The 24,705-nt window shown below is 69.1% G+C and carries 19 protein-coding genes; 11 read left to right on the top strand and 8 right to left on the bottom strand.

Features of this window, described 5'->3' with window-relative positions; all coding sequences use genetic code 11:
- Positions 1-80: 80 nt before the first annotated feature.
- From ACW9PK_RS08450 to ACW9PK_RS08440, 3 genes are all read left to right on the top strand, one after another.
- Positions 81-1,355 carry a CaiB/BaiF CoA transferase family protein gene (locus ACW9PK_RS08450; protein WP_457015538.1) on the top strand — a complete coding sequence of 425 codons (1,275 nt, stop codon included), beginning with the start codon at positions 81-83 and terminating at the stop codon, positions 1,353-1,355.
- A gap of 72 nt (positions 1,356-1,427) precedes the next feature.
- Entirely contained in the window at positions 1,428-2,630 is a 1,203-nt protein-coding gene (locus ACW9PK_RS08445; RefSeq protein ID WP_085106248.1) for an acyl-CoA dehydrogenase family protein, read from the top strand.
- Positions 2,631-2,765: 135 nt separating this feature from the next.
- A complete protein-coding gene (locus ACW9PK_RS08440; RefSeq protein WP_457015537.1) occupies positions 2,766-5,024 on the top strand; it encodes a helix-turn-helix transcriptional regulator in 2,259 nt (752 codons plus the stop codon).
- Positions 5,025-5,122: 98 nt separating this feature from the next.
- Here the strand turns inward: ACW9PK_RS08440 and ACW9PK_RS08435 are convergent, their stop codons facing one another.
- The 4 genes from ACW9PK_RS08435 to ACW9PK_RS08420 form a co-directional block, all read right to left on the bottom strand.
- Positions 5,123-6,499 (bottom strand): FAD-dependent monooxygenase, encoded by a 1,377-nt coding sequence (locus tag ACW9PK_RS08435; RefSeq protein ID WP_457015536.1) that lies wholly within the window; start codon positions 6,497-6,499, stop codon positions 5,123-5,125.
- 31 nt (positions 6,500-6,530) lie between these two features.
- Positions 6,531-7,838 (bottom strand): ISL3 family transposase, encoded by a 1,308-nt coding sequence (locus ACW9PK_RS08430; protein WP_457015433.1) that lies wholly within the window; start codon positions 7,836-7,838, stop codon positions 6,531-6,533.
- 124 nt (positions 7,839-7,962) lie between these two features.
- Complete coding sequence (locus tag ACW9PK_RS08425) at positions 7,963-9,267, bottom strand: ISL3 family transposase (RefSeq protein ID WP_457015429.1); 1,305 nt, start codon at positions 9,265-9,267, stop codon at positions 7,963-7,965.
- A 106-nt stretch (positions 9,268-9,373) separates the two neighbouring features.
- On the bottom strand, positions 9,374-9,847 hold the full coding sequence (locus tag ACW9PK_RS08420; protein ID WP_457015535.1) for an FAD-dependent monooxygenase: 474 nt from the start codon (positions 9,845-9,847) through the stop codon (positions 9,374-9,376).
- Between the two features lie 478 nt (positions 9,848-10,325).
- Between ACW9PK_RS08420 and ACW9PK_RS08415 the strand changes: the two genes are divergently transcribed.
- Positions 10,326-11,531: a phosphatase PAP2 family protein gene (locus ACW9PK_RS08415; protein ID WP_457015534.1), complete on the top strand. Its 1,206-nt coding sequence runs from the start codon at positions 10,326-10,328 to the stop codon at positions 11,529-11,531.
- A 57-nt stretch (positions 11,532-11,588) separates the two neighbouring features.
- Here the strand turns inward: ACW9PK_RS08415 and ACW9PK_RS08410 are convergent, their stop codons facing one another.
- Positions 11,589-12,404: an MBL fold metallo-hydrolase gene (locus ACW9PK_RS08410; protein WP_035965106.1), complete on the bottom strand. Its 816-nt coding sequence runs from the start codon at positions 12,402-12,404 to the stop codon at positions 11,589-11,591.
- Positions 12,405-12,534: 130 nt separating this feature from the next.
- On the opposite strand from ACW9PK_RS08410, the gene gluQRS reads away from it, so the two are divergent.
- Both gluQRS and putP read left to right on the top strand, forming a co-directional pair.
- The gene (gluQRS, locus tag ACW9PK_RS08405) at positions 12,535-13,464 is read left to right on the top strand and encodes a tRNA glutamyl-Q(34) synthetase GluQRS (protein WP_457015533.1); all 930 of its coding nucleotides are present in this window, start codon (positions 12,535-12,537) and stop codon (positions 13,462-13,464) included.
- A gap of 112 nt (positions 13,465-13,576) precedes the next feature.
- Complete coding sequence (gene putP / locus ACW9PK_RS08400; RefSeq protein WP_457015532.1) at positions 13,577-15,115, top strand: sodium/proline symporter PutP; 1,539 nt, start codon at positions 13,577-13,579, stop codon at positions 15,113-15,115.
- A 104-nt stretch (positions 15,116-15,219) separates the two neighbouring features.
- Here putP and ACW9PK_RS08395 read toward each other — a convergent pair whose 3' ends face one another.
- The 3 genes from ACW9PK_RS08395 to hrpB all read right to left on the bottom strand — a co-directional run bounded on the left by ACW9PK_RS08395 (position 15,220) and on the right by hrpB (position 20,445).
- Positions 15,220-16,188, bottom strand: coding sequence for an L-lactate dehydrogenase (locus ACW9PK_RS08395; protein ID WP_457015531.1), 969 nt, complete (start codon positions 16,186-16,188; stop codon positions 15,220-15,222).
- 319 nt (positions 16,189-16,507) lie between these two features.
- Entirely contained in the window at positions 16,508-17,446 is a 939-nt protein-coding gene (locus tag ACW9PK_RS08390; RefSeq protein WP_457015530.1) for an HpcH/HpaI aldolase/citrate lyase family protein, read from the bottom strand.
- 332 nt (positions 17,447-17,778) lie between these two features.
- Positions 17,779-20,445 (bottom strand): ATP-dependent helicase HrpB, encoded by a 2,667-nt coding sequence (gene hrpB, locus ACW9PK_RS08385; RefSeq protein WP_457015529.1) that lies wholly within the window; start codon positions 20,443-20,445, stop codon positions 17,779-17,781.
- Between the two features lie 67 nt (positions 20,446-20,512).
- Between hrpB and ACW9PK_RS08380 the strand changes: the two genes are divergently transcribed.
- The 5 genes from ACW9PK_RS08380 to ACW9PK_RS08360 all read left to right on the top strand — a co-directional run bounded on the left by ACW9PK_RS08380 (position 20,513) and on the right by ACW9PK_RS08360 (position 24,683).
- Positions 20,513-20,770, top strand: coding sequence for a hypothetical protein (locus tag ACW9PK_RS08380; RefSeq protein ID WP_457015528.1), 258 nt, complete (start codon positions 20,513-20,515; stop codon positions 20,768-20,770).
- Positions 20,771-20,780: 10 nt separating this feature from the next.
- Positions 20,781-21,731 carry a 1,4-dihydroxy-2-naphthoyl-CoA synthase gene (locus ACW9PK_RS08375; protein WP_064846661.1) on the top strand — a complete coding sequence of 317 codons (951 nt, stop codon included), beginning with the start codon at positions 20,781-20,783 and terminating at the stop codon, positions 21,729-21,731.
- A gap of 10 nt (positions 21,732-21,741) precedes the next feature.
- Positions 21,742-22,962, top strand: coding sequence for an AMP-binding protein (locus tag ACW9PK_RS08370; protein ID WP_085106238.1), 1,221 nt, complete (start codon positions 21,742-21,744; stop codon positions 22,960-22,962).
- Between the two features lie 95 nt (positions 22,963-23,057).
- Complete coding sequence (locus ACW9PK_RS08365) at positions 23,058-23,570, top strand: 2'-5' RNA ligase family protein (RefSeq protein ID WP_085106237.1); 513 nt, start codon at positions 23,058-23,060, stop codon at positions 23,568-23,570.
- A gap of 228 nt (positions 23,571-23,798) precedes the next feature.
- Positions 23,799-24,683 carry a 1,4-dihydroxy-2-naphthoate polyprenyltransferase gene (locus ACW9PK_RS08360; RefSeq protein ID WP_085106236.1) on the top strand — a complete coding sequence of 295 codons (885 nt, stop codon included), beginning with the start codon at positions 23,799-23,801 and terminating at the stop codon, positions 24,681-24,683.
- Positions 24,684-24,705: the final 22 nt, after the last annotated feature.

The raw sequence follows: 24,705 nt of genomic DNA, 5'->3' as shown, positions 1-24,705 counted from the left end.
CCGCTCTTCTTGTATTGGACAGAACCTAATGACGGTGATTGTGTGGGATGAAACACATTCCCCGTCCCAGTGGAGCGTTCATGTCCCTCACCCAGGATCCTGCGACCTCCGGGCCGCTCAGCGGAGTGGTCGTCGCGGACTTCTCCCGCGTGCTCGCGGGGCCTTACTGCACCATGCTGCTCGCGGACATGGGCGCCACCGTGGTCAAGGTGGAGAGCCCCACCGGGGACGACACCCGCGGGTACAAGCCGCCTAGCCGGGACGGGGTGGGCACCTACTACCTCTCCGTGAACCGCAACAAGCACTCCATCGTGCTGGACCTGCGCGATCCGGCGGACCTGGAGACCGCCTACGAGATCATCGACGCCGCGGACGTGTTCATAGAGAACTTCAAGCCCGGCGGGCTGGCCCGCTACGGGTTGGATCCCGAGGCCGTGGCCGAGCGGTGGCCCGGGCTCATCCACACGAGCATCACCGGATTCGGCACGGACCGCGGCGCACACCTGCCGGGCTACGACCTGCTGGTCCAGGGCGTCTCGGGCTTCATGTCCGTGACCGGCTCCGCAGAGGGCCCACCCCAGCGCGCGGGCGTGGCGATGTTCGACGTCCTCACCGGGCTGCACGCCGCAGTGGCCGTCCTGGGCGCCCTGCACGAGCGGGACGTCTCCGGCAGGGGCCAGCACATCCACCTGGATCTGCTCTCCTGCGCGCTGTCCTCCCTGGTCAACCAGACCACGGGCTACGCGGCGTGCGGCAACGACCCCCAGCGCATGGGCAACGACCACCCCAGTCTGTTCCCGTACGGACCATTCCCCACCGCGGACAAGGACCTCATCATCACGGTGGGCAACAACCCCCAGTTCCGGCGTTTCGTCACGGTGCTGGGCTTGCCCGAGCTCGCGGAGGACCCGCGCTTCGACACCGTGGAGAACCGCAACCAACACCGTGAGGAGCTGCGCCCGCTGCTCAACAAGGCGCTGTCCTCGAACACCGCCGAGGTGTGGGCGTCCCGGTTGCAGTCGGAGGGCCTGCCGTGCGCCCCCATCCTCACCATCCCCGAGGGCGTGGAGTACGCGGCCTCCCTGGGCCTGGACCCCGTGGTGCAGGTGGGCGAGGGCGACGAGGCCGTGCCCCTGATCAAGAACCCCGTGACCTTCAGTCGCACCCCGGTGCGCTACGACAAGGCCCCGCCCGCCCTCGGTGCGGACGGCACCGATGTCATGGCCTGGCTGCGTTCCCGTCGCGCCGCCCACGACGACGCCCCCGCACCGGACCGCGCGGCCGTCGGTGCGGTGCCCACCGCCGCGCACGACGGAGCCGCCGGTTCCCCGGGCGCGGCCCCGAACCGCGCGTAGCCCCTCCCCACACCAGAATCTCGCGCCGCAGCGAGGCGGAGCCCCGCCTCCCGGCCACCGAAAGGACCCGTGATGAGCGAACTGCTCGAGAACCCCGACTTCTTCCTGCTGGACCAGGAACTCTCCGCCGAGGAGATCGCCCTGCGCGACCGCGTGCGCGCCTACGGTCAGGAGCACGTGCTGCCCGCGATCAACGCGTTCTGGGAGCGCGGCGAGCACCCCCTCCCCGCGTTCAAGGGCCTCGCCGACCTGGGAGTCGTGGGAACGTTCATCGAGGGCTACGGCTGCCCCGGACTCTCCCGCCAGGCCGCCGGGTTGGTGGCCCGTGAGATGGGCCGGATCGACGGCTCCGTGAACACGTTCTTCGGCGTGCACTCCAACCTGTGCATGGGCAGCATCTACATGCTGGGCAATGAGGAGCAGCGCCAGCGGTGGCTGCCCACCATGGCGAAGATCGAGACGACCGGTGCGTTCGCGCTCACCGAGCCCACCCACGGCTCGGACTCGGTGTCCCTGGAGACCTCCGCGCGCCGGGACGGGGACCACTGGGTGCTCAACGGGCACAAGCGGTGGATCGGCAACGGCCACGCCGCGGACGTGATCGTGCTCTATGCCCGGGACGAGGCGGACGGACAGGTCAAATGCTTCGTGGTGGAGAAACAGGAGGACGGCGAGTACCCGCAGGGCTACCTCCCCACCGTGATCGACGGCAAGATCGGCAAGCGCGCCATCAACCAGGCGGACATCGTGATCGAGGACCTGCGGATCCCCGAGGAGAACCGGCTGGAGAACTGCCACAGCTTCAAGGACGTCAACAAGGTGCTCAAGGCCACCCGCGGCGGCGCCTCGTGGGAGGCCGTGGGGCACGGCATGGCGGCGTTCGAGATCGCCGCGAACTACGCCCTGGAGCGTGAACAGTTCGGGATGCCGATCGCCAGCTACCAGCTGGTGCAGGAGCGGCTGGCCACCATGCTCTCGGACCTGACCTCCATGCAGCTGCTGTGCACCCGCATGGCGCAGTTGCAGGAGCGCGACCAACTCACGGACGCCATGGCCTCCATGGTCAAGATGACCACTTCCCGCAAAGCCCTGGCCATGTGCCGCACCGCCCGGGACATGCTGGGCGGCAACGGGCTGTTGCTGGAGTACCACATCGGCCGTCACCTCACCGACATGGAAGTGGTCTCCACGTACGAGGGCACCGACTCGATGCAGGCGCTCATCGTGGGCCGGGAGATCACCCGGATCTCGTCCTTCACGCGCACGCGCAGCTGACGGGTCCGGGCTGGTGGGTACGCCGTAAGGGTTCGTGAGTTCTGTTCCGGGCCTCGCCGCGAGAAGATGATGGGCATGGTCAACCGCGTAGGTAGTCAGTCCTTTGCGACGAGCAGTACCGCTTCGACCTCATTCGTGGGACGTCGCAGGGAACTGAAGGAAGCGCGGGCCACGGTGTCCCGCTCGCGGTTGACGACCCTCACGGGCCCCGGAGGCGTGGGCAAAACCCGCCTGGGGATGGAAGTCGGTCAGCGCTTGCAGACCCATTTTCGCGACGGTGCGTGGATGGTGGATCTGGGATCCCTCAACCCCGGTGCCCCCATCAGCCCGATAGTCGCCTCCGCCCTGGCCATTCAAGACCAGTCGAATCGCGGGGCGCTGGAACGAGTGACGGACTACCTGCAGGACAAGGAGTTGTTGCTGTTCCTCGACAACTGTGAACACGTGCTGTCCGGGGCCGGGGAGTTGGTGGACCGTGTCCTGGCCACGGCCCCGGGGGTGAGGATCCTCACCACCAGCCGTGAGCCCCTGAGCATGGTCGGCGAGGCGATCTATCCCGTGCCTCCCTTGGCGACACCCTCCGTGGAGGACGACCATGCGGTTCAGGACCTTGAACGCTTCGAATCGATTGCCTTGTTCGTGGACCGTGCACGGAACGTGGTGGGTGACTTCGCGATCACTCCCGAGAGCCAGAGGGCCGTGATCGAGTTGTGCACGCGCCTCGACGGCATGCCACTGGCCATCGAATTCGCCGTTGCGCGGTTGCAGAGCATGTCCGTGACCCAGTTGCTCGATCGCCTGGACCAGCGCTTCCGATTGTTGAGCCGCGGGTCTCGCACTGCTCAGCCCCGGCACCGGACACTCCAAGCGTTGATCGACTGGAGTTACGAGCTCTGCACCCCGGAGGAGCAGGTGCTGTGGCAACGGCTGTCAGTCTTCCCCAGCAGTTTCGATCTGGAAGCCGCCGAGGAGATCTGCAGTTTCGATGGTCTCGTCCCGGATCTCGTTCTGGACTTGTTGGATCGCCTCGTGGCCAAGTCCATCCTGCTCACCGAACGCAACGGGGAGGCAGTGCGCTACCGCCAGCTCATGACCGTGCGTGAATACGGCGCCGACCGGCTGAACGACGGCGCGGCCACTGAGCTGCGCCGTCGTCACCGGGATTGCTTTCTTCGCCGGGCGGAAACCATGGTCGAACAGTGGTCTACTCCGCGCCAGGGTGAGTTCATCCTGCGCGCTCGCACGGAACGCCCCAATTCCATGGCGGCATTGCAGTGGTCCGTAGCCACCCCCGGTGAGATCAACGCTGCTGCACGCCTGGCGGTGGCGTTGCATCACCACTGGGTGTCGGACGGTTACCTCAGCGAAGGACGTTTTTGGCTCGACCGTGTGCTGGGCGAGTACGACGACGCCCCGGAACGACACGAACGAGGATCCGCGTTGTGGGTGGTCGCCTGGGTCAGCCTGTTGCAAGGCGATCACGAAGCTGGCGCGGAATACCTCGCCGAATGCCGACGGGTAGCCACGGCCCTCGGGGACGACGGCCTGCTTGCTCACACGGAGCACTGGAGCGGTTTGTACGGCATCTTCACAGGGGACCTCTCCTCCGCGATAGTTCACTATGAACGCGCAGTAGCCGCCCACGACCGCGTGGGCGATCTGAGTGCGAGGCTCACGGCACAATTTCAACTTGGTATGGCGCAGGTTTTCCACGGCGATCCCCGGATCGCCCTGGCCACGTGCGACCGTGCCATTAAATCCGCCGCGGAGCACGGCGAGCTCTGGACACGCGCGTATTCTCTCTGGATCAGCGGGATCGGCCTCTGGATGATGGGGGATCATTCGGCAGCTCGAGCGGCCGCCACGGACGCCCTCACCATCCAGAAGAACTTCCACGACGCGATCTGCACAGCCCTGACGACCGAACTGCTCTCGTGGGTTGCCGCTTCCACCCGTGATTTCCCGCGCGCCGTGGAACTCTCTGGCGCCGCGGCCTCCGTGTGGCGCAGTCTGGGAACCACGATCCGGGCGTTCGGGCCCCACATCGACGAGATTTCCCGGGCCTCCGCCAAGCGTGTCGGACAAGGACTCGAACCGGGAACATCGGATTCCTCACCCTTCGAGCACAAGCGCTTGACCAAGGAGGAAGCGATCGCGGTGGCACTCGCCGAACCGCAGGATGCCGATCAGGAGACGGACATCCAACCGCTGACCCGCAAGGAATGGCAGGTCGCTCAACTGGTGGCTCGGGGGCTGACCAACAGACAGGTGGCCGAAGAACTGGTGGTCTCGCCGCGCACCGTGGACGGCCACGTGGGTCGCATCCTCACCAAGTTGGACGTCACGACCCGCATGCACATCGCATCGTGGGTCGACGGCAGACGAGGAATGTAAGGCGCGAAGCACGACATGCACTGGCGCCCCGGATCGAGAGGTCCGAGGCGCCAGTGTCAGCCGGTCAGCGCGTGAAGAAACGCTGGTGCGGCTGGGACTCAGACGTTGATCATTGCCGCGGAGCGCACCGAAGGAAATACGCCTGAGAGGAACTCCTCGATCTCCGCCGTGTCCCCCAGCGGGAAGATGCCGGCCACGTACTGGTCAGGGCGGACCACTACCACCGCACCGTCCGCGCTGATACCGCGCTCTTCGAAGATGTCGTGTCCCTCCAATGTGCCAAACACCTTCTCCATGTCCGTCAGTCGGAACGTGCCGGTTTTGGGCTTGAACGCCTCCGGCACGTCCGAGACATCGAATTCGGTGTGCCGCTGGCGGTGGATCAACTTGGTGTCGAACAGATCGGGCGACAGTGATCCTTCAGCCCAGTGGGCCCAATCCTGGAGGGTCTGGGAAACTCCCGGAGCTGCGTCGTCAGCGAAAACGTAGACACGCCACCGACCGTCCGCGAAGTGATCGTGCCCGATGTGCATGGGCACCAGATCGCACACACGGCCCGCCATGGCGGACTTGAAACGCCTACCGAGCGGGTATCCCTCAGCAAGTTCCTGGTGCTTGGTGTCCGCCGTGATCATCGATGGCTCGTACTCGGTGAGGTAGCCCGCGTTGAACTCGGCGTTCTTCGTGTAGAAATCCTCCAGTTCGTTGGGGTTCTCGAACTGGTCACTCGGCTGCGCCATGAGGGTGGACCATGCCTTGTCGAACTCGATCAGACGATGGGCGATGTCCTTGCGCTCCTCCGCGTAGGTGCGCAGCAGTTCCAGGGGGCTGTTTCCGGAGAGCACGTGGCCCAGTTTCCACCCCAGGTTGAACCCGTCCTGCATGGACACGTTCATACCCTGCCCCGCCTTGGCCGAGTGCGTGTGGCACGCATCCCCGGTGATGAACACGCGGGGGTCCTGGCTGGAGGTCTTCTCCGAGGCGCGGTCATCGAAATGGTCGGAAACGCGGTGACCCACCTCGTAGATCGAGTGCCACACCACGTTCTTCACATCCAGCTTGTACGGGCTCATGATCTGCTGAGCAGTGGCGATCACGTCCTCGAGTGGAGTCTCACGCACGGAGCGATCACCCTCCGCCACTTCACCCAGATCCACGTAGAGCCGGAAGAGGAACCCGCCCTCGCGCGGGATGAGCAGGATGGTGCGACCGGTCGAGGACTTGATGGTGCACTTCTTGCGAACGTCCGGGAAGTTGGTGTCCGCGTAGATGTCCATCACGCCCCACGCATGGTTGGCCTGCTTGCCATGCAGTCGATACCCCAGGGACTTGCGCACATTGCTCCGAGCGCCGTCCGCCCCCACCACATACTTGGTACGCACCTGAAGCTCTTGGCCCTCGTCGGGTCCGGCCGTGCGGCGCAGGGTCACCGTGATCGGGTATTCGCGGTTCTCTTCCTCGGGGGCGACTTCCATGTCCACGAATTCGTAGCCGTAATCCGGCTCTTCAGGATCCAGGGTGTAGTCGCGGCCTGAACCCGCCGGTCTCCAGGAGCGATCTGGCGATGTAGTTGGTGAGGTTGCGGAACCCGAGCGCGGAGCCGCGCAGGTGTTCGAGCCGGCCGTTGATCGCCTCGGTCGGGCCGTTGGATGTACCAGGACGATCGAAGTAGGCCAGCACGTCGGTGGCCCGCTTGGTCAGGGTCCGGCCGAGCGTGATCACCTCGCTCAACGCACCCGGGACGCCGTGGCTGAGGGAGTGGATCAGCCGCTGCATCAGCGCTCGGCCTCGGGCCCGGTCGGGTTCTCGGTAGGCGGCGATCATCCTCTGGTAGATCCCCCAGGTGGCCTCGACCTCGACGTGGGCGTCGGCCGTGAACAGCTTCTCCAGCCGGTCCCGCTGCTTGTCGGTGAGCAGGTCCGCTCCGGTGTGCAGGGTCCGGCGAGCCGAGTAGAGGGGATCGCCGGCCCGGCCGCGGTGGCCACGGGTGTCCTGCTGAACGCGGCGCCGGCACTGATCCAGGGCATCGCCGGCCAGGCGCACGACGTGGAAGGGATCCATGACCGCGGTCGCCTCGGGCAGCTCCTCGGTGGTGGCGGTCTTGAACCCGCTGAACCCGTCCATCGCGACTACTTCCACGCCCTGGCGCCAAGGGTTCTCGCGCTCGGCCAACCATGTCTTGAACGCCTGTTTGGAGCGGCCCTCGACCATGTCCAGCAGCCGGGCGGGACCCGTCCCGGCGCGAACCGGGGTGAGGTCGATGATGACGGTGACGTACTTGTCGCCGCGGCGGGTGTGGCGCCAGACGTGCTCGTCGACGCCGATGACCTTGACCCCGTCGAACCGGCCGGGGTCGTCGATGAGCACCCGCTTGCCCTCGGCCAGCACGGCGTCGTTGGCGGTGTTCCACGAGACTCCCAGGCCTTCGGCGACGCGGGCCACGGTCAGGTGCTGGCACACGATCCCTTCCAGCGCCCACCGCAGACCGCGACGGGAGAGCCTCGCCCGCGGCTCGGCCGCCTTGGTGGTGTCCTGGCGCCACACGTGTCCGCACCCGGTGCACCGGTAGCGGCGAACCGTGACCAGCAGCGTCGTAGGTCGCCAGCCCAGCGGCTCGTGCGCCAGGCGCCGCACCACGGTGTCGCGGGGCGTGCCCTCGCAGCCGCAGCGTCGGCACCACTGGTCCGGTTCCAGGACCCGGCAGGCCAGGATCGCCTGCTCGGGCTCGAGGCGCTGACCGACGACGTCAAGACCGAGCTCGTCGAGACAGCAGAAGGTGGTCAAGTCAGGGCAGGCGAAGGTAGCGTCAGGCACGTCGAGGTCTTCCAGATGAGGCGTGTAGGAACCTTCATCTTCGGGAGGCCTCGACCCCTATCCGGCGACCGACGCGCCGACCCCAACTACACCCTGGATCCTGAAGAGCCCGTAATCCGGCCCTTCACAGATGAGCATGGGTAGGGGTCTTGCGCCACGGCCGGTGTCCGCCGGCGGCGAGCAGGGCGCGTAGGCGGTAGTTGTCGAAGTTCCGGAAGCCGCGGGCGACCCGGCGCATCGTCTCGATCACCCCGTTCACGGCCTCGGTGGGCCCGTTGGAGGCCCCGGCGGTGTCGAAGTAGGCCAGGATCGCGGCCTTCCACCGGCGCAGGGTCCGCCCGAGCCGGGCGATCTCCGGGATCGGGCAGGACGGGAAGGCGGCAAGGATCTCGGCGACCAGCCGGCGGCCGGTCTCGGGGCGGGCGTGGTAGATCGCACGCAGCTTCTGATAGCAGTGCCAGGCCAGGGTCACCTCGTGGTGCGGGTCCCCGGCCTCAAGCTTGGTGTTGAGCCGGGTGATCTGTTTGGCGGTGAGGTGCTCGGCGCCGATCTGCAAGGTGCGGCGGATCCCGTAGAGCGGGTCCCCGGCCCGGCCCCGGTGGCCCAGGGTGTCCTGCTGCACCCGACGACGCACCTCGTCCACGACCTGCCCACCGAGTTTCACCACGTGGAAGGCGTCCAGGACGGTGATCGCCTCAGGGAGTTCGTCGCGGATGGCGTTGGCGTAGCCGTGGAACGGGTCCAGCGTCGCCGTGCGGATCCCGCTCGTGAACGCCGGACCCTGCTCGGTGAGCCAGTCGCCGTAGGCCGCCCCCGTGCGCCCCTTGACCAGGTCCAGCAGTCGCGCCCGGGGCCGGCCGTCCTCGCCGCGGGAGTGGTCCACGATCCCGGTGACCAGCCCGGTGCCGGGTGGACCCACGTGGCGCCACACGTGCTCGTCGACACCGAGGGCGTCCACCCCGGCCAGCCGATCCTCCGCGGCCAGCTGGCCTTCGATGACCGGGGCCACGGCGTGCCAGACGGTGTTCCAGGCGACTCCGAGCATGTCCGCCAGGGCGGAGACCGCGATGTCGTGGGAGCGCAGCTGCGTCACCGCCCAGGCGATCGCGCGGGTGGTGAGCTTGGCCCGCGGCGCGGCCAGCTCGTGGACCTCGCTGAACGTCACGACCTCGCAGGCGTCCTCCCGGCACCTGAAGATCCGCTTGCGCCACACCACCCGCACGGGCACCCCAGCGCAGGGCAGATCGTGGAGCACGACCTCCCGGCGGCCGTGGCCGGTGGCGAGCACCCCGCAGGACGGGCACCCCACCAGCGTCGGAGAAGTCTCCACCACCACGGTGAACGAGCGTGGTCCGCGTTCCACGGCCCTGACATGGACGTCGGGCAGGTCGAAGAGCGCGCACGCGGGCGCGCAGATAGCATGAGACACGTCGAGGCCTTCATGGATCGGGTTGCTTGGTCGCTACCCATCCTGGAGGCCTCGACCTCTACCCAGACCTCACAACACACCCCTCGAGACGCCCACGCGCACACCGCTACCCATGCTCATCTGTGAAGGGCCCGTAATCCGGTTCCATCCGAGTGGGCGCGTTCTTGATGAACCGATTGAAATAATCGATGATGCGCACCTGGGTGATCAGCATCATGGGCCATTCGCTGAATTCTTCCTGTAATTCGCGGGTGCTCATCTCGCGGATGATACGTTCCGGGTCCTGGGGATCAGGCTTCCAGAACGCCATGTCCGTGATGGTGTGCGCTTCCTCGTAGATCTCGTGGGCGAAGCCGAACGCCTGGAACGTCTCCATGGTCCGGGAGTGCACGCCATCCGCATTGGCCAACGGCAATCGGTGTCCCCGGCGTTCGATCAACCTGGTGTTGACCTCTGGGAACCGGGACAGCTGTGCTGCGGTGATCGACCCGGCGGGACCGCACCCCACGATCAGCACGTCCATGGTGTCGGGCAACTCGGCGGGACGATCCACCCCCGAGCCCTGAGCGGGCATAGTCATGGGATCACCGGTTTGATAGCCATCTACATGAAACTGCATGATATCTCCTTGGAGGAATGGAATGACATTCTGTGTTTTGTCTCACACGATATGGATTTGACTCGGTAACTCATAAGCAGTTCAGCCGCTAAAGACAACATCCGCCTCAAAAACTGGATCGGCTAGCATGAAATTGGCGTTATCGTAAGGGTAGGACTACGCAATTCGATTATTTGGACGAAATCCATATTGATTAGTTACCGAACGCTTTTGATATCTGGCAGATCTCGCCGTCGGAACTCGCCCCAATGAGCACGCTAGGTCCGGATGTCGCCCCAGAACTCGTTCGCTCACTGAGGACCACCCTGGTGGCGCCCTCGGCCCGGGCGGCCCACCCCGGAACTCACAGCACCGTCCGGGCGGAACGTGTCACCATGGGGACGGGCCCGCCACACCCGGGTGGGCCCACTTGTCCTTCTATCGGTGAGGTAAGTCTTCCGTGTCCCACGCCCCCTCCCCCCGCGGCCCCGAGGCCTCCTATCCGCAGTTCGCCGGCCCACCGGCCGGGACCTCCGCCCGCTCGGTGACCACCCGGACCGTGGTCGGTGCGTTCCTGGCGCTCGCGGTGCTGTGGGGTCTGGTCATGCTCATCGCGTACGGCAGTCTGCACACGGTCACGGGTCAGGCACTCGACGAGGTCGCCCTGGCCCAGGCCAAGGCCGACCGCAATGTCTACTTCCCCGGCGCGGCCCTCGTCCTCGCGCAGTACGTCCCGGAGCTCGGGGCGGTGGCCGCCGGCGTCCTCGCGCTCGTGTGGGCCGTGCGCTACCGCCGTTGGACGGCCGCCGTATGTGCCGCGGGGGCGGCGTTCGCTGCGAACGTGACCACCCAGTTCCTCAAGCACGGGGTGCTCGACAAACCCGATTTGGGGATCCAGCAGATCGCGTCCAACTCGTTCCCGTCCGGTCACACGACCGCGGCGGCCTCCGCGCTCATGGCCGTGCTGCTCGTGGCGCCTCCCCACCTGCGGGCCAGGGTGGGGCGCTGGGGAGCCCTGATAGCGGCGGTCACTGGCATGCTCACCATCCTCAACGGTTGGCACCGTCCCACGGACGCCGCGGCCGCGCTGCTCATCGTGGGCGGGTGGGGCGTCGTGGCAACCCTCGTGGCACGCGCCGTCGACGCCGCTCTCTCCCGTACCGACGCCCGTCCCGGAGCGGCATCGCTCCAGTTCTACCGGCAGTTCCGAAAGAACCGTTCGCGTAGACGCCAGGACATCGAATGGAGCGAGGACCGGGGCGAGAGTGCCTATCTTCCACCGGCCCACGAGCGCGCCGAGCGGCAGTTCGCGGAACAGCAGCGTGGTGAGCAGGAGCGGGCGGCATCGTACCCGCAGGCTCAGCAGGGGTACCCGCACGCGCAGTACGGGCACCAGCAGCCCCAGCCGACGCGGTCGCAGCCCGCCCCCTACGGAGCGCCCGTGTACCGCCCGCGATTCCCCGCGCGACCCCGGTTGGGCACCGCGATCACCCTGACCGTGTTGGCCGCGGCATTGCTCGCGGCAGCAATCTGGTGGCCCTCCCCGACCGTGGCGGGCACGCTTGCCGGGCGGGTCACGCTCACGGCGGGGTACGTGGGCATCGCGGCGGCCGCGGCCCTGGGGTGGTCGCTCGTGGCGCGGCGACTGCGCGACACGACCCGGTGACGGCGGCCCGGTGACAACGAACGCAACTGCTATCGGACGTCCGGGAGTGACGACCGGCTAGATCGCCGCCAATCGGTCCAGGAACACCCTGGCCACGCCGGCCTGGTACGGCAAGCGGTACATCGAGGCGGTGGACGGGCCCTCACCGGAGAGGCCCACGTCCCGAGCGCGCCGGATGGCCAGCTCCATGGTGTCCGCCTGCTGGGACACGAAGTTGCCGGTCACGGGCGAGCCGTGGCCCGGCACGAACACCCGGTAGCGTTCCAGAGTCGCGAGCGCGCGCAAGGACTCCACCCAGCGCTGGGGGTAGGCATCCTCGAAGTTGGGGTCCGCCCCCTCCTCCACGAGATCACCGCAGAAGACGACGTCGTCCACGCCCACGCACACGTCGTTGTCCGTGTGACCGGGGCCCAGGAAGAACAAGGTGACGGGGCGTTCCCCCAGGTCGATCCGGGTCAGGGAAGGCCTGCGACCGTCCCCCGGAAGAGTGTTGGTGGGCATCACGAGCTGGGTGTCCATGCCCTGGCCCTCACCCATCTCGGGTTCCTGCGTGCTCACGAAACTGCGCTGGTACTCGCCGACCTCCGCCATCGCGGCCGCGCACGCCTTGTGCGCCCAGAACTCGGTGGCCCCGGCGCGCGTGAACACCGCGTTACCCATGTAGTGGTCGTAGTGCGCGTGCGTGTTCACCACGGTGAGCGGCAGCTCCGTGAGCTCACGCACCGCGGTCAGGATCTCCCGGCCCTGGCGAGGCCCCGCACCCGTGTCGATCACCAGGGCGCGCTGAGTGCCCAGCACCAGACCGGAGTTCAATCTCCAGTTCTCGGTGCCGATCACATAGACGCCGGGGCGCAACTCCTGGGTGCGTGCCATGGGGCTCACTCTATCGGCAACCCCGCACCCTCTACGTATCGCCGCAAGCCACCGGGGCATGGGGCACGACGCCGCTCCGGCCGCCCCGCGCGACGGGAACCCGCGGCGGGGCGGTGCTACTGTGTGCCGCGTGTTTTCGACCAGCCCCGACACCCCCGTGACCCCGGCGGGCCGCTTCGCGCCGTCGCCGTCGGGGGACCTGCACCTGGGAAACCTGCGCACGGCCCTGGCCGCGTGGGGATTCGCGCGGGCCACGGGGCGCCGCTTCCTGTTGCGCGTGGAGGACCTGGACCGGGTCAAGAAGGGGGCAGCACAGCGCAACGTGGCGGATCTGCGGGCGATCGGCCTCGACTGGGACGGCCCCGTGGACCACCAGTCCGAACGCATTCCCCGATTCCTGGACCGCGTCCAGGACCTCACCGAGGCGGGCCTCACGTACGAGTGCTTCTGCACGCGCAAGGAGATCCACGCGGCGGCCTCCGCTCCCCACGGCATCCCGGGCGCGTACCCCGGCACGTGCCGGAACCTGAGTGCGACCGAGCGCGCGCGACGTCGTACCCAGCGACCCCCCGCCATCCGGCTGAGGGCGCAGACTCGGGAGTTCACGGTGCACGACCACTTCGTGGGCGAGTACACGGGAGCCGTGGACGACATGGTGCTCGTGCGCAACGACGGGACGCCGGCGTACAACCTGGCCGTGGTCGTGGACGACGCCGAACAGGGTGTGGACCAGGTGGTGCGCGGGGACGACTTGTTGCCGTCCGCTCCGCGACAGGCGTATCTCGCGGGGCTGCTGGGGCACCGGGTGCCCGAATACGCCCACGTGCCGCTGGTGCTCGGTCCCGCCGGGGCGCGGCTCGCCAAGCGGGACGGCGCCGTCACGCTCGGGGAGCTCGAGGACATCGGGTACACGGCGCAGGACGTGCTCGCGTGGCTCGCCGGCTCTCTGGGGATCATCCACCCCGTGCGCACCACCGCGGACGTGCTGGACTGCTGGGACCCGAGCTCATGGCGGCGCGAACCCGCGACCTTCACACCGTGGCCGGTGACGCGTCCGTAGGGCCTCCGGAGCGGTAGGGTTGTGAACCGTCTCACACGGCTCACATGGGATCTGCGTCACCTCCCCTATACAGTGGGCGCAGTCCAACGACCCCGTACCGGAAGGCACGAGTATGTCCGATCAGGCGTACCAACTCATGGCAATCCTGGCGTATTTCATCGCCATGATCTGCATTGGCCTGTGGGCCAACAGCAAGACCAAGAACCTCGACGACTACATGCTGGGCGGGCGCAACCTCAAGCCCGGCGTGGCTGCGCTGTCGGCCGGCGCGTCGGACATGTCCGGATGGCTGCTCATGGGTCTGCCGGGTGCCGTGTACCTCTCGGGTCTCGTGGAGGCGTGGCTCGCGATCGGGCTGACCATCGGTGCGTGGGTGAACTGGAAGATCGTGGCACCGCGGCTGCGCGCGTACACCGAGGTCTCCCACAACTCGATCACCATCCCGTCCTTCCTGGACAACCGGCTCAAGGGCAACACCCGGATCCTGCGCGTGATCTCCGGTGTGATCATCCTGGTGTTCTTCACGTTCTATGTCTCCTCCGGCATGGTGGCCGGGGGTGTGTTCTTCCAGTCCTCGTTCGGCACCAGCTACCTCACGGGCATGCTCCTGGTGGCCGGGGTGACCGTGCTCTACACATTCTTCGGAGGCTTCCTGGGGGCGTCCTACACGGACCTGTTCCAGGGTCTGCTGATGCTGGGCGCGCTGCTGCTCGTGCCGATCGTGGGCATCTTCCTGGTGGGCGGGCCCGGTGAGATGGCCACCCGGATCGAGAACGTGAACCCCGACGCGCTGTCCCTGTTCGCGGGCGGCACTGCGGTGGGCATCATTTCCTCGCTCGCGTGGGGCCTGGGCTACTTCGGCCAGCCCCACATCATCGTGCGCTTCATGGCGCTGCGCACCCCCGCGGACGCCAAGTCCGGGCGCCGGATCGGCATCGGCTGGATGATCCTCACGGTGCTGGGTGCCATCGGCACCGCCCTGGTGGGCATGGCCTACTACGGCAACCGCCCGGGCCAGGAGCCCACGGACCCGGAGGCCATCTTCCTGGACATGTCCCAGGTGCTCTTCCACCCGCTGATCGCGGGCCTCGTGCTCGCCGCCGTCCTGGCGGCCGTGATGTCCACGATCTCCTCGCAGCTGATCGTCTCCTCCTCCGCGCTGGTGGAGGACCTCTACAACCTGGCCGCCAAGCGCACCCCGTCCCCCAGGGCGCAGGTGTGGCTGGGCCGCGGTGGCGTGCTGCTCGTGGCCCTCGTGGCGGCCGCTCTCGCGTGGGAACAGAATTCCACCATCCTGGACCTCGTGGGCTTCGCGTGGGCCGGCTTCGGTGCCGCCTTCGGCCCCGTGGTGCTCATGAGCCTGTTCTGGCGCAAGCTCACCAACGCGGGCGCCATCAGCGCCATGGTCGTGGGTGCCGCGACCGTGTTCCTGTGGCAGTACACCCCGTGGAGTGACCTCTACGAGATCATCCCGGGCTTCATCCTGGGTGGTCTGGTGGGCATCATCGTCTCGCTGGCCACCCACCGGGAGAGCCCCGAGATCGACCGCGAGTTCGACGAGACCCTCCGCCTGGTCCACCACCCCGAGCAAGCCGATCCCGCCGCCGCGGCCAAGGCGGCCGCCGGTGGCACCACCCCCGGGACCGTCTGAGTTCCACGGCCTGCGCCGCGGCGCAGACGGACGACGCCCTCGCACCGCACGGTGCGAGGGCGTCGTTCATTCCTGCGAAACCCGTTCCGCCGGGGCGCGCGGGCTCAGAAGCCGAGGTCGTGCAGCGAGGACCGCATGGTCCCCGCTGACGCGCGCAGCTGCTGCTTCTCGGGCTCGCCCATGGGAATGCGCAGCTGCTGGCCCACACCGGCGCCCCCCACCACGGATGGCACGGACAGGGCCACGCCGCTCACGCCGTAGTAGTCCTCCAGCACGGTGGACACGGACAGCACCGACTGCTGGTCCTTGAGCACGGCCTCCGCGATACGCACCCCGGCCAGGCCGATCGCGTAGTTGGTGGCGCCCTTGCCCTCGATCACGCGGTAGGCGGCGTTGACCACCTGGTCCTTGAGCTCGTCCAGGCGCTCGGTGGTGAAGGGCCGGCGCCCGTCCACCTCCCACTCGCTGAGCGGCACCTGACCGATGCTCGCGGAGGACCACACGGGGAACTCGCTGTCCCCGTGCTCACCGATGATGTAGGCGTGCACGCTGCTGGTGTTCACCTGCGCCTCGCTGCCGATCAACCAGCGCAGCCGGGAGGTGTCCAGCACGGTGCCGGAGCTCATGATCCGCTGGTGGGGAAGCCCTGTGATCTGCTGGGCCACCACGGTGAGCACGTCGCACGGGTTGGTCACCAGCACGAAGACCGCCTGCGGCGCCTGCTCCACCAGTTGCGGCATGAGCGACTTGAGGATCGCGGTGTTCGCACCGGCCAAATCCAGGCGGGTCTGCCCCGGCTTCTGCTTGGCGCCCGCGGTCACGAAGATGATGTCCGCGTCCTTGAGCACGGCGACGTCGTCCGAGCCCTCCACCCGGACACCCGGGGCGAACATCTGGCCGTGAGAGAGGTCCAGTGCCTCGGCCTCCACCTTGGCGGTCTGCAGGTCGTAGAGGGCGATGTCCGTGGACGTGCCCCGGATCATCGCGGCGTAGGCCAGGGATGTCCCCACGGATCCCGCCCCCACGATCCCGATCTTGGTGCGGCGCACGGTAGTTTCGTTTGACGGGCTCACGGCTCATTCTCCATTCGACGCGCTCGGTCCGACCGCGCCCGCGGGGGACCCGCGAACCCGGATCAGCTGACGGGGACGGCGACGCCGTTCGGTGGCGTCCCGCGCGGTGGGCACCGCGCGGTCCCCACCCCATTTTCGGCCACGACGGCAATGCCTGGCAATGAGCAGCCCACGTCGGGGCGGTGGTGTCCCGCGCCGTTGTGGGCTGCGCTCTTCGAGTGTGCTTCAACGCGGAGGCCACGGCCGACTTTCCAGACACTCCCAAGCCACGGCCACGTTTGAAGGCGCTCCCGGGTCCGGGCCACACGCCCTGCCCAGGTCAGCAGTGGTAGGTGTCCGTGGGGGCCTCGAAGTGCATGTCGTAGCCCTCCGGCAAGCGCATCCCGAATGCCGACGCCAGCCCCAACACCTTGCGGGCCCGGGCCAGTCGGGGCAGGTCGGAGCCGTTGCGGATCTGGCCGCCGTCCTCCTCGAACTCCTGCAGGAACTCGGTGGCCCACGAGAGCTCGCTGAGGGACGGGGACAGGCCCTCGTTGACCGTGGCGGTCTGCTCGGGCATGAGGCACAGCTTGCCGGTCATGCCGAACTCGTCCGTGATGCCCGTGGCCTCGGCGAGCTTGGCGCCCAGCGCACCCACCGCCGGGCCGTCGATGGGACCCGGGAGGTTCGCGGCGCGGGACGCGATGGTGAACTGCGAGCGCGTGTACGCCAGCGCCATCGGGTTCTCGCCGAAGCCCGTATCACGGCGGTAATCGCCGATCCCGAACGCCAAGCGATACGTGGAGCGCGCGGTGGCGATGTCCTGCAGGTTCTGCACCCCGCGGGCGGTCTCCACCAGGGCCACGATGCGGGTGCCGCGCAGTATCTCTGCGGTGCGGGTCACGTGCTCGGGGGACTCGGTCATGGCCAGCATCACGCCGTCCAGGCCGGGGACGTCCCTCAGCGCCAGGAGGTCGTCCTCCCACCAGGCGGTGCCGAAGCCGTTGACGCGCACCCACGCGCGGTTGACCTGACCCTCCTGGTTGCGGGAGCCGAGCCACTCGATCACGTTCTCGCGGGCCTGGGCCTTGTCCGCGGGTGCCACGGAGTCCTCGACGTCCAGTACCACGGCGTCCGCGGCACTCTGCGCGGCCTGGTCGAAACGGGACGTGTGGGAGCCGTTGACAAGCAGCCACGAACGGGCCAGCTCCGGGCCCACGGCGGGGGTCTCGGTGGGATCGATGGTCATGGTGGTGGTGTCCGGAATGGTGGTGGTCATGATGTCACTTCGCGATCTATGTCTGTGAACGGACGCGCCCCCGCGAGTCCCGGGCGCCGCCCGGGGCCCGACGTGTCACGACTGCCCCAACACGTGGGCGTCGGGCAGGTGCACCGATCCGGGTGAGCGGGAAATCGGGGTGGCGCAGGTCAGCCGAACGCACGGACCAACCTGAACGATGGGGCGGTTGGTGCAGCTTGTCTGCCAGTCCTGGTGCCCGGCGGCCTCGACATCCCTCGAATGCGCGGGCCGCGGCGCACGGTGATGCGCTCGGGCGTAAACGGTGACCCCACAGTAACCCAGCTCACACCTGATCTCAACCGGGGGTGGGTTCACCCGTCCCTGCGCAGCGCCCTGGAGGTCTTCGCGGTGGCCACCGCGTTCCACGGGTCCTCGGGCCAGGGGTGTTTGGGGTAGCGGCCACGCATCTCCGCGCGCACCTGGGCGTAGGGCCCCGACCAGAAGGACGCGAGGTCCTCCGTGATGGCCAGCGTGGCCCGCCCCGGGGAGAGCAGGTGGAACTGCACGGGCACACGCCCGGCCACGACGCGCGGCGTCTGCGCCCACCCGAAGCACTCCTGCAGTTTCACCGCGACCACCGGCGAACGGGCGGGTTCGTCCTCCGAGAAGACCGCCGGGTAGTCGATCCGGGCGGTGTTCCCGCTGGGAACCATGAGCCGCTGGGGGACCAGCTCGTCCAAGCGCGCCGCCTCCGGCCAGGGCAGCAGCCTGCGCAGCGCATCGACCACGCGGATCGACCGCAGCGACCCGCCACGCGCCACGTCCCGCAGTTCGGGGGCGAGCCATTCGGTCACGCGCTCGACCAGGGCGGCGTCGTCGACCGCGGGCCACGGCTCCCCCAGGTGACGACGCAGCAGCGCGAGCCGGGCGCGCAGGCCGCGGGCGGCGTCGTCCCACGGCAGCAGGTCCAGGCCCTCGGCGGCGAGCGCGGCGCGGATGGCGGGCACGGCGGCGTCCGGATCCGCGCGGACGGGCGTGGCGGAGAGCTCGATCGCGCCCACCGCACGCACCTCGCGGGTGCTCACGCGACCGTTCGAGAAGCTCGCGCGCGTCTCAGTGCGGGCAAGCGGACCGGCGGCGAGCTGCGCGTGCGCCAGGTCCAGGGGTGCCGCCGCACGGATCACCGCGCCGGTGCCCGCGGCAACCCTGCCCGCGGCGCGCGTCAGTTCGGCGACGGCCAGCCACTCGTGGTGACGCAGCGGGCTCCCGGCCTCCAGCCCCGCGCGTGTTCCGGAGGCGAGCAGCCACTGGTCCCCGTGGGCGTCCATCCGTCGGGCAATCCACTCGGGCCGCGCCAGGGCCACGACGACACCCTCCCGGACGTCGGCGGGCACGTCCGATTCCGGCCCGCGGGGCGGCGCGTCCGTGTTCTCCTCGGCTCCCTCCGCCGCACCGTCGCCCGCCAGCGCGGGGTGCGCCGCCATCCGTTCCAACCGCTGCGCCTCGCGGCGCCACCGAGCGGACTCGTCACCACGGGAGGAGCGCAGCCCGCGCACCAGCGCGGGGACGTCCGCGGCGGGCACGCGGACGCCGTCGGAGACGGCGGCGATGACCTCCGCCGCCGTTCTAGCACCCACGAGGTCCGCTCCGTCCAACAGGGCGCGACCCCAGCGGGGTTCCACCGGCAGGGAGACCAGCAGGCGTCCGAGGCCGGTGGCGCGGCCGTCCTCGGCTACCGCGCCGAGGCGCGTCAGCTCGGCTTCGGCGTCCGCGCGGGCACGGGGCGGCAGCGGGTCCGGCAGGGCCATCCCCTCACCTCCCGGTGAGCCCCACACGGCGAGCGCGAGGCACGCGGCGGTGAGGTCCGCTGTGCGCACCTCGGGAACGGAGTGGGCGGGCATGGCGCCCCAGGCGGCGTCGTCGTAGCAGCGCACCACCGTGCCCGGGCCCTGGCGAGCGGCGCGGCCGGCGCGCTGCTCGGCCGACGCCTTGGACGCCGAGACCGTGACGAGCCCGGAGATCCCGCGCCCGGCGTCCCGGCGGGGCTGGCGGGCCAGACCAGAGTCCATCACGAGGCGCACGCCGTTGACGGTGAGCGAGGACTCTGCGAGGGACGTGGTGACCACGATGCGCGGGCGCTCCCCCGGCGCGCGGCCCGCGACGGCGCGGTCCTGCTCGCGCGGGCTGAGCTGACCGTGCAGTTCCAAGACCTCGGCGTCGGTGAGGCCCCGCAGCTGGGCCGCCACACGGGAGACCTCCCGGGCGCCGGGGAGAAACACGAGGGCGTCCACGGTCGGGTCGGTGGCCACGGCGCGGGCATGAGCCGCCGCGGCGGTGCGGGCCACATGAGCCAGGAACGCGGGGGTGACACCCCGTTCGTCGAGGCGCTGCGGGCCCGGCGCCCACTCCACTGTGAGCGGATGCAGCGCGGACGGGCAGTCCACCACCGGAGCGGGCGCGTCCCCTCCCAGCAGGGCCGCAAACCGTTTCGCCTCCACCGTGGCGGACATGGCCACGAGCACGAGGTCCTCCCGCAGCTGCCGCAGCTCCGCGAGCATCCCCACGAGCAGGTCCGACTCCACGCCCCGCTCGTGCACCTCGTCCAGCACCACGGCCGCGGTCCCGGCCAGTTCCGGGTTCTGCAGCAGTCGGCGCAGCAGGATGCCGGGGGTCACGAACTCCACCCGAGTGGCCTTCGACGTCCTGCGCTCGCCCCGCACGCTCCAGCCGATGACGCCGCCCGGCTCCGTCACCGTGAGCGCGGCCAGCCGGCGCGCGGCGGCCCGAGCGGCCACCCGGCGGGGCTGGACGACGACGACGCGGCCGGTGACGGGATCAGCATCCGCACCGGACGCCCCTACGAGGTTTTCCCGGACCGCGTTGGACACCACCGGCGGCACGAGAGTGGTTTTGCCCGTCCCGGGCGGGGCCTGCACCACGGCCGCGCCCCCGCGCAGCGCCTCCTGCAGAGCCGGCACGGACTCCGCGAACGGCAGGCCCCGGCTGATCCGGCGGACGTCGAACGGGGCGGCACTCATGGGTTCCAGTATGGCCGAGCCCTCGGACGCGGTTGTTAGGGGGGCAGCCCCCGACGGAGAGGTGGGCATGGACTCGACCGCGAAACGTGGCCGCGCGCTGGGCATCGGCGCGATCGTCGCCGGTGTCATCCTGTTGGTGGTGACAGCGGTGACGGGAATGCTCACCTTCACGTTCCTCACCTTGACGTTCGTGGCCGTGGTCGTCGGCGCGTGCGCGGTCGCGATGGCGGGCCGCTCGAACGGCCACGACCGAGCAGCGGCGGCGGGCACAGCGACGTCAACGGACCCGACGCCGAGTGGGACGGCGCCCCGGCCACCTGCCTAGAGTGGTACCCATGACCAACGCGCAGCTTCCCGAGCAGGTATCCGAGATCTTCGACCCGCAGCAGTGGCGTCCGGTGCAGGGCTTCGAGGACCTGCAGGACATCACCTACCACCGCGGGGTGGAACGGGACGGGGACGTGGTCAGGGATCTGCCGTGGGTGCGGATCGCGTTCGACCGGCCCGAGGTGCGCAACGCATTCCGTCCCGGGACCGTGGACGAGCTGTACCGCAGCCTGGATCACGCCCGGATGTCCTCGGACGTTGGCGCCGTGATCCTCACGGGCAACGGCCCCTCCGCCAAGGACGGCGGGTGGGCGTTCTGCTCGGGCGGCGATCAGCGCATCCGCGGCCGGGACGGCTACCACTACGCCGAGGGTGAGACCGCGGACTCCATCGACCCGGCCCGCGCCGGACGCCTGCACATCCTGGAGGTCCAGCGCCTGATCCGCACCATGCCCAAGGTGGTCATCGCGGCGGTCTCCGGTTGGGCCGCTGGCGGCGGCCACTCGCTGCACGTGGTGTGCGACCTCACCATCGCGTCGAGCGAGCACGGCAAGTTCAAGCAGACGGACGCGACCGTGGGTTCGTTCGACGCCGGCTACGGTTCCGCCTTGCTGGCCCGCCAGGTGGGCCAGAAGTTCGCACGAGAGATCTTCTTCCTCGCGGATGAATATTCCGCCGAGGACATGCACCGGATGGGCGCGGTCAACCGGGTGGTCCCGCACGCGGACCTCGAGACGACGAGCGTCGAGTGGGCCCGTAAGATCACCGCTCAGTCCCCGCAGGCCGTGCGGATGCTCAAGTACGCGTTCAATCTCCCGGACGACGGCATGGTGGGCCAGCAGGTCTTCGCGGGCGAGGCCACCCGCATGGGCTACATGACCGACGAGGCCGTCGAGGGCCGGGACGCCTTCCTCCAGAAGCGCGACCCCGACTGGTCCGCGTTCCCCTACTACTTCTGAGCATCACGGCATGTCGGATTATCCGAATGATCCCGCGTTGCCGGGTGAGCCCGTGCCGGCACCCGAGGCGCGTGCGCTGCCGAGCGACGTCGTCACCCTGGACGGGCCCGTCCCCGGGGACCCACTCGAGCTCGTACCGCGCCTGACCGCAGCCCTGTCCCGACCGGGCCCTGCGGTGGTCGTGGCGACGTCCGGCTCCACCGGGCGCCCCAAGAAGACCGTGCTGAGCACGCAAGCTCTCACGGCCTCCGGTCGCGCCACCGAGCGTGCCACGGCAGGCCCCGGTCAATGGTTGCTGTGCCTACCGGCGCACTACGTCGCGGGCATCCAGGTGCTGGCGCGCTCGGTGCTTGCGGGCACGCACCCGGTCGCGATACCCACCGAGCATTTCACCCCCGCCGCGTTCGCGGACGCCGCGCAGCGGCTCACCCATCCGGTGCGCTACGTCTCGGTGGTGCCTACGCAGCTGCAGCGCATTCTGGACCCGCGCGACGGCGCACCCGACCCGCGCGCCGTCGCCGCCCTCGCCCGCTTCGATGCCGTCCTCGTGGGCGGCTCCGCGCTGTACCCCGACCTCGCCGCGCGCGCCGCGGACGAGGGCGTGCACGTGGTGCGCACATACGGGATGTCGGAGACGTGCGGGGGCTGCGTGTACGACGACGCCGCGCTCGACGCCGTCACCGCCGGGATCGTCCCCGACGGCGCACCATCCAGCGCCGTACCCGACCCGAACGAGCGCCGGGAGGGCCGGATCTGGCTGGGCGGGGCGGCCGTGGCCGACGGCTACCTGGACGATCCCGCCCAGACCGCGGACCACTTCCGTGTGATCGGCGGCGTGCGCTGGTACCGCACGGATGACCTCGGTGTGCTGCGGGAGGACGGGACGCTCAGGGTGCTGGGCCGCACGGACGACGTCATCAACACCGGCGGTGTGAAGGTCTCCGCGGGACTGGTCGCGGCCGAACTGCAGCGTGATGAGCGGGTCCGCCAGGCACTCGTGCTCGCTGTGCCGCACCCGGAGTGGGGGCAGGCGGTCGCGGCGTTGATCGCGCTGCGGGAGGGCTCGGACCTCAATGCCGTGGAGCGTGAACTGTCCTCGGCGATCCGGGACGGGCTCGGAGCCCCCGCGGTGCCCAAGCTGTGGCGTCACGTGGCGCAACTGCCCATGCTGGCCACGGGGAAACCCGACCGCCGTTCCGCCGAAGCGTTGTTCGCGAGCCCCGATGTATAGCGCGCCGGCGTTCCACGGGGCCGGGGTGTGGCTGCCGACCGCGACAGGCCGGGCGGTCCTGCGCGACGACCCCACGGACGGGACGAGGTGACATCATGCCCGCGCACTCCCTCGACCTGGTGCTCTCCCCCGCCTCAGATGATCTGATCCGCTCGCGGTGGGCGGCACTGCACGGGGCCGGTCTACCGAGCCTCGCCACGCATCGCGGTGCGTCCAACGCCCCGCACATCACCGCACTGTCCGCGCCCTCGATACCCGAACACGTCCTGGCCCGAGCACGGGAGGTGTTTTCCGCATTGTTGCCGTGTTCCGTGGACATCCCTGGGTTGCTCGTTGTGGGGCACGGGCCCTTCGTGCTCGCGGAGTCGGTGATTGTGCCACCCGGGGTCACGGAGGCCGTCCGCGAGCTGGAACGGATCGCGGCGGAGTCCCGACCCCCGGCTCGCCCGTGGGTTCCGCACCTGACCCTGGGTAAGCAACTCACCGCGTCTCAGGTGGGTAAGGCCTTGGAAGTACTCGCAGACGTGCCCGCACCGCGCGCGGTCGAGATCGCGGGCCTGCGACGGTGGGATCCCGACCAGCGCGTCACCGCCATGGTGGTGGGCTGAACCAGACCGGGCGGCTTACCGTGCTCGCGCCGTCGTCATCCCTTGGGCTCGGCGAGACCGCGCATGCCTGACGCACTCAGGCGCCCCAGCGCCCGACCGGAATCCGCGACCGCCTCCACGGCCGGGCCGCTGGGACCGCCTGGACTCATCGTGTCCCCGGAACGTGTGCACGTGCACAGCGCGTGAAACAATGACACGAACCCGTCCCCGTTCTCGAAAGGTTGCACCGTGGCCACACCAGCTCAGTGGGTCGAGGGAGCACGTCTGCGTACGCTTCCCATGGCCGCGGCCCCCGTGATCGCCGGCACCGCCGCCGCCCAGTGGATGGCTGCCGCACGGTTGGGCCCCGCGGTCCTCGCGCTGCTGGTCGCGCTGTTCCTGCAGATCGGGGTGAACTACGCCAACGACTACTCGGACGGCGTGCGCGGGACGGACGACGATCGCGTGGGCCCGTTGCGTCTGACCGGCTCCGGTGCGGCATCCCCCCGCGAGGTCAAGACCGCGGCGTTCGTGTGCTTCGGGCTGGCTGCGCTCGCAGGCATCGCGCTCGTGGTGGTCTCCCAGCAGTGGTGGCTCGCCGCGGTGGGTGTTCTGGCGATCCTCGCGGCATGGGGCTACACGGGTGGCAAGAAGCCCTACGGGTACATGGGACTCGGCGATCTCTTCGTGTTCATCTTCTTCGGTCTCGTGGCCACCCTGGGTACCACGATCACCCAGGCCGGGCGGCTCAACCTGGAGTCGTGGGTCCTGGCGATCTCCACAGGGCTGTTCGCGTGCGCGCTGCTCATGGCCAACAATGTCCGGGACATCCCCGGGGACCGCGCCGTGGGCAAGAAGACCCTGGCCGTGCGTCTGGGCGATCCGAAGGCCCGGCTCACGTTCACCACGGAGCTGTTCGTGGGGATGGTCCTGCCGTTGCTGCTCGTGCCCCACAACCCGTGGGTGCTCCTGATTTATGCCGTGACGCCACTGGCCATCGGCGCGGCCATGACCGTGCTCAGGACCACCGACCGGCGCGAGCTGATCCCCGTGCTCAAGCAGTGCGGTTTCATCAACCTGGGCGTGACCGTGCTCTACGCGATCGCAGTGCTGGTGCACCAGTACCTGGGCTGACACTCCCCGCCGCTTGAATCAT

Source organism: Kocuria sp. MNB10, from assembly GCF_054073685.1.
This window is presented reverse-complemented; position numbering and strand designations above follow the sequence as displayed.

Excerpts from the sequence above, each read along its gene's own strand:
- ACW9PK_RS08420 (WP_457015535.1), bottom strand. The coding sequence starts at position 9,847 with ATGACTATGCCCGCTCAGGGCTCGGGGGTGGATCGTCCCGCCGAGTTG.
- ACW9PK_RS08380 (WP_457015528.1), top strand. The coding sequence starts at position 20,513 with ATGGACTCGACCGCGAAACGTGGCCGCGCGCTGGGCATCGGCGCGATC.
- ACW9PK_RS08445 (WP_085106248.1), top strand. The coding sequence starts at position 1,428 with ATGAGCGAACTGCTCGAGAACCCCGACTTCTTCCTGCTGGACCAGGAA.
- ACW9PK_RS08370 (WP_085106238.1), top strand. The coding sequence starts at position 21,742 with ATGTCGGATTATCCGAATGATCCCGCGTTGCCGGGTGAGCCCGTGCCG.
- ACW9PK_RS08435 (WP_457015536.1), bottom strand. The coding sequence starts at position 6,499 with ATGGAAGTCGCCCCCGAGGAAGAGAACCGCGAATACCCGATCACGGTG.
- ACW9PK_RS08410 (WP_035965106.1), bottom strand. The coding sequence starts at position 12,404 with ATGGCACGCACCCAGGAGTTGCGCCCCGGCGTCTATGTGATCGGCACC.
- putP (WP_457015532.1), top strand. The coding sequence starts at position 13,577 with ATGTCCGATCAGGCGTACCAACTCATGGCAATCCTGGCGTATTTCATC.
- ACW9PK_RS08365 (WP_085106237.1), top strand. The coding sequence starts at position 23,058 with ATGCCCGCGCACTCCCTCGACCTGGTGCTCTCCCCCGCCTCAGATGAT.
- hrpB (WP_457015529.1), bottom strand. The coding sequence starts at position 20,445 with ATGAGTGCCGCCCCGTTCGACGTCCGCCGGATCAGCCGGGGCCTGCCG.
- ACW9PK_RS08390 (WP_457015530.1), bottom strand. The coding sequence starts at position 17,446 with ATGACCACCACCATTCCGGACACCACCACCATGACCATCGATCCCACC.
- ACW9PK_RS08450 (WP_457015538.1), top strand. The coding sequence starts at position 81 with ATGTCCCTCACCCAGGATCCTGCGACCTCCGGGCCGCTCAGCGGAGTG.
- ACW9PK_RS08375 (WP_064846661.1), top strand. The coding sequence starts at position 20,781 with ATGACCAACGCGCAGCTTCCCGAGCAGGTATCCGAGATCTTCGACCCG.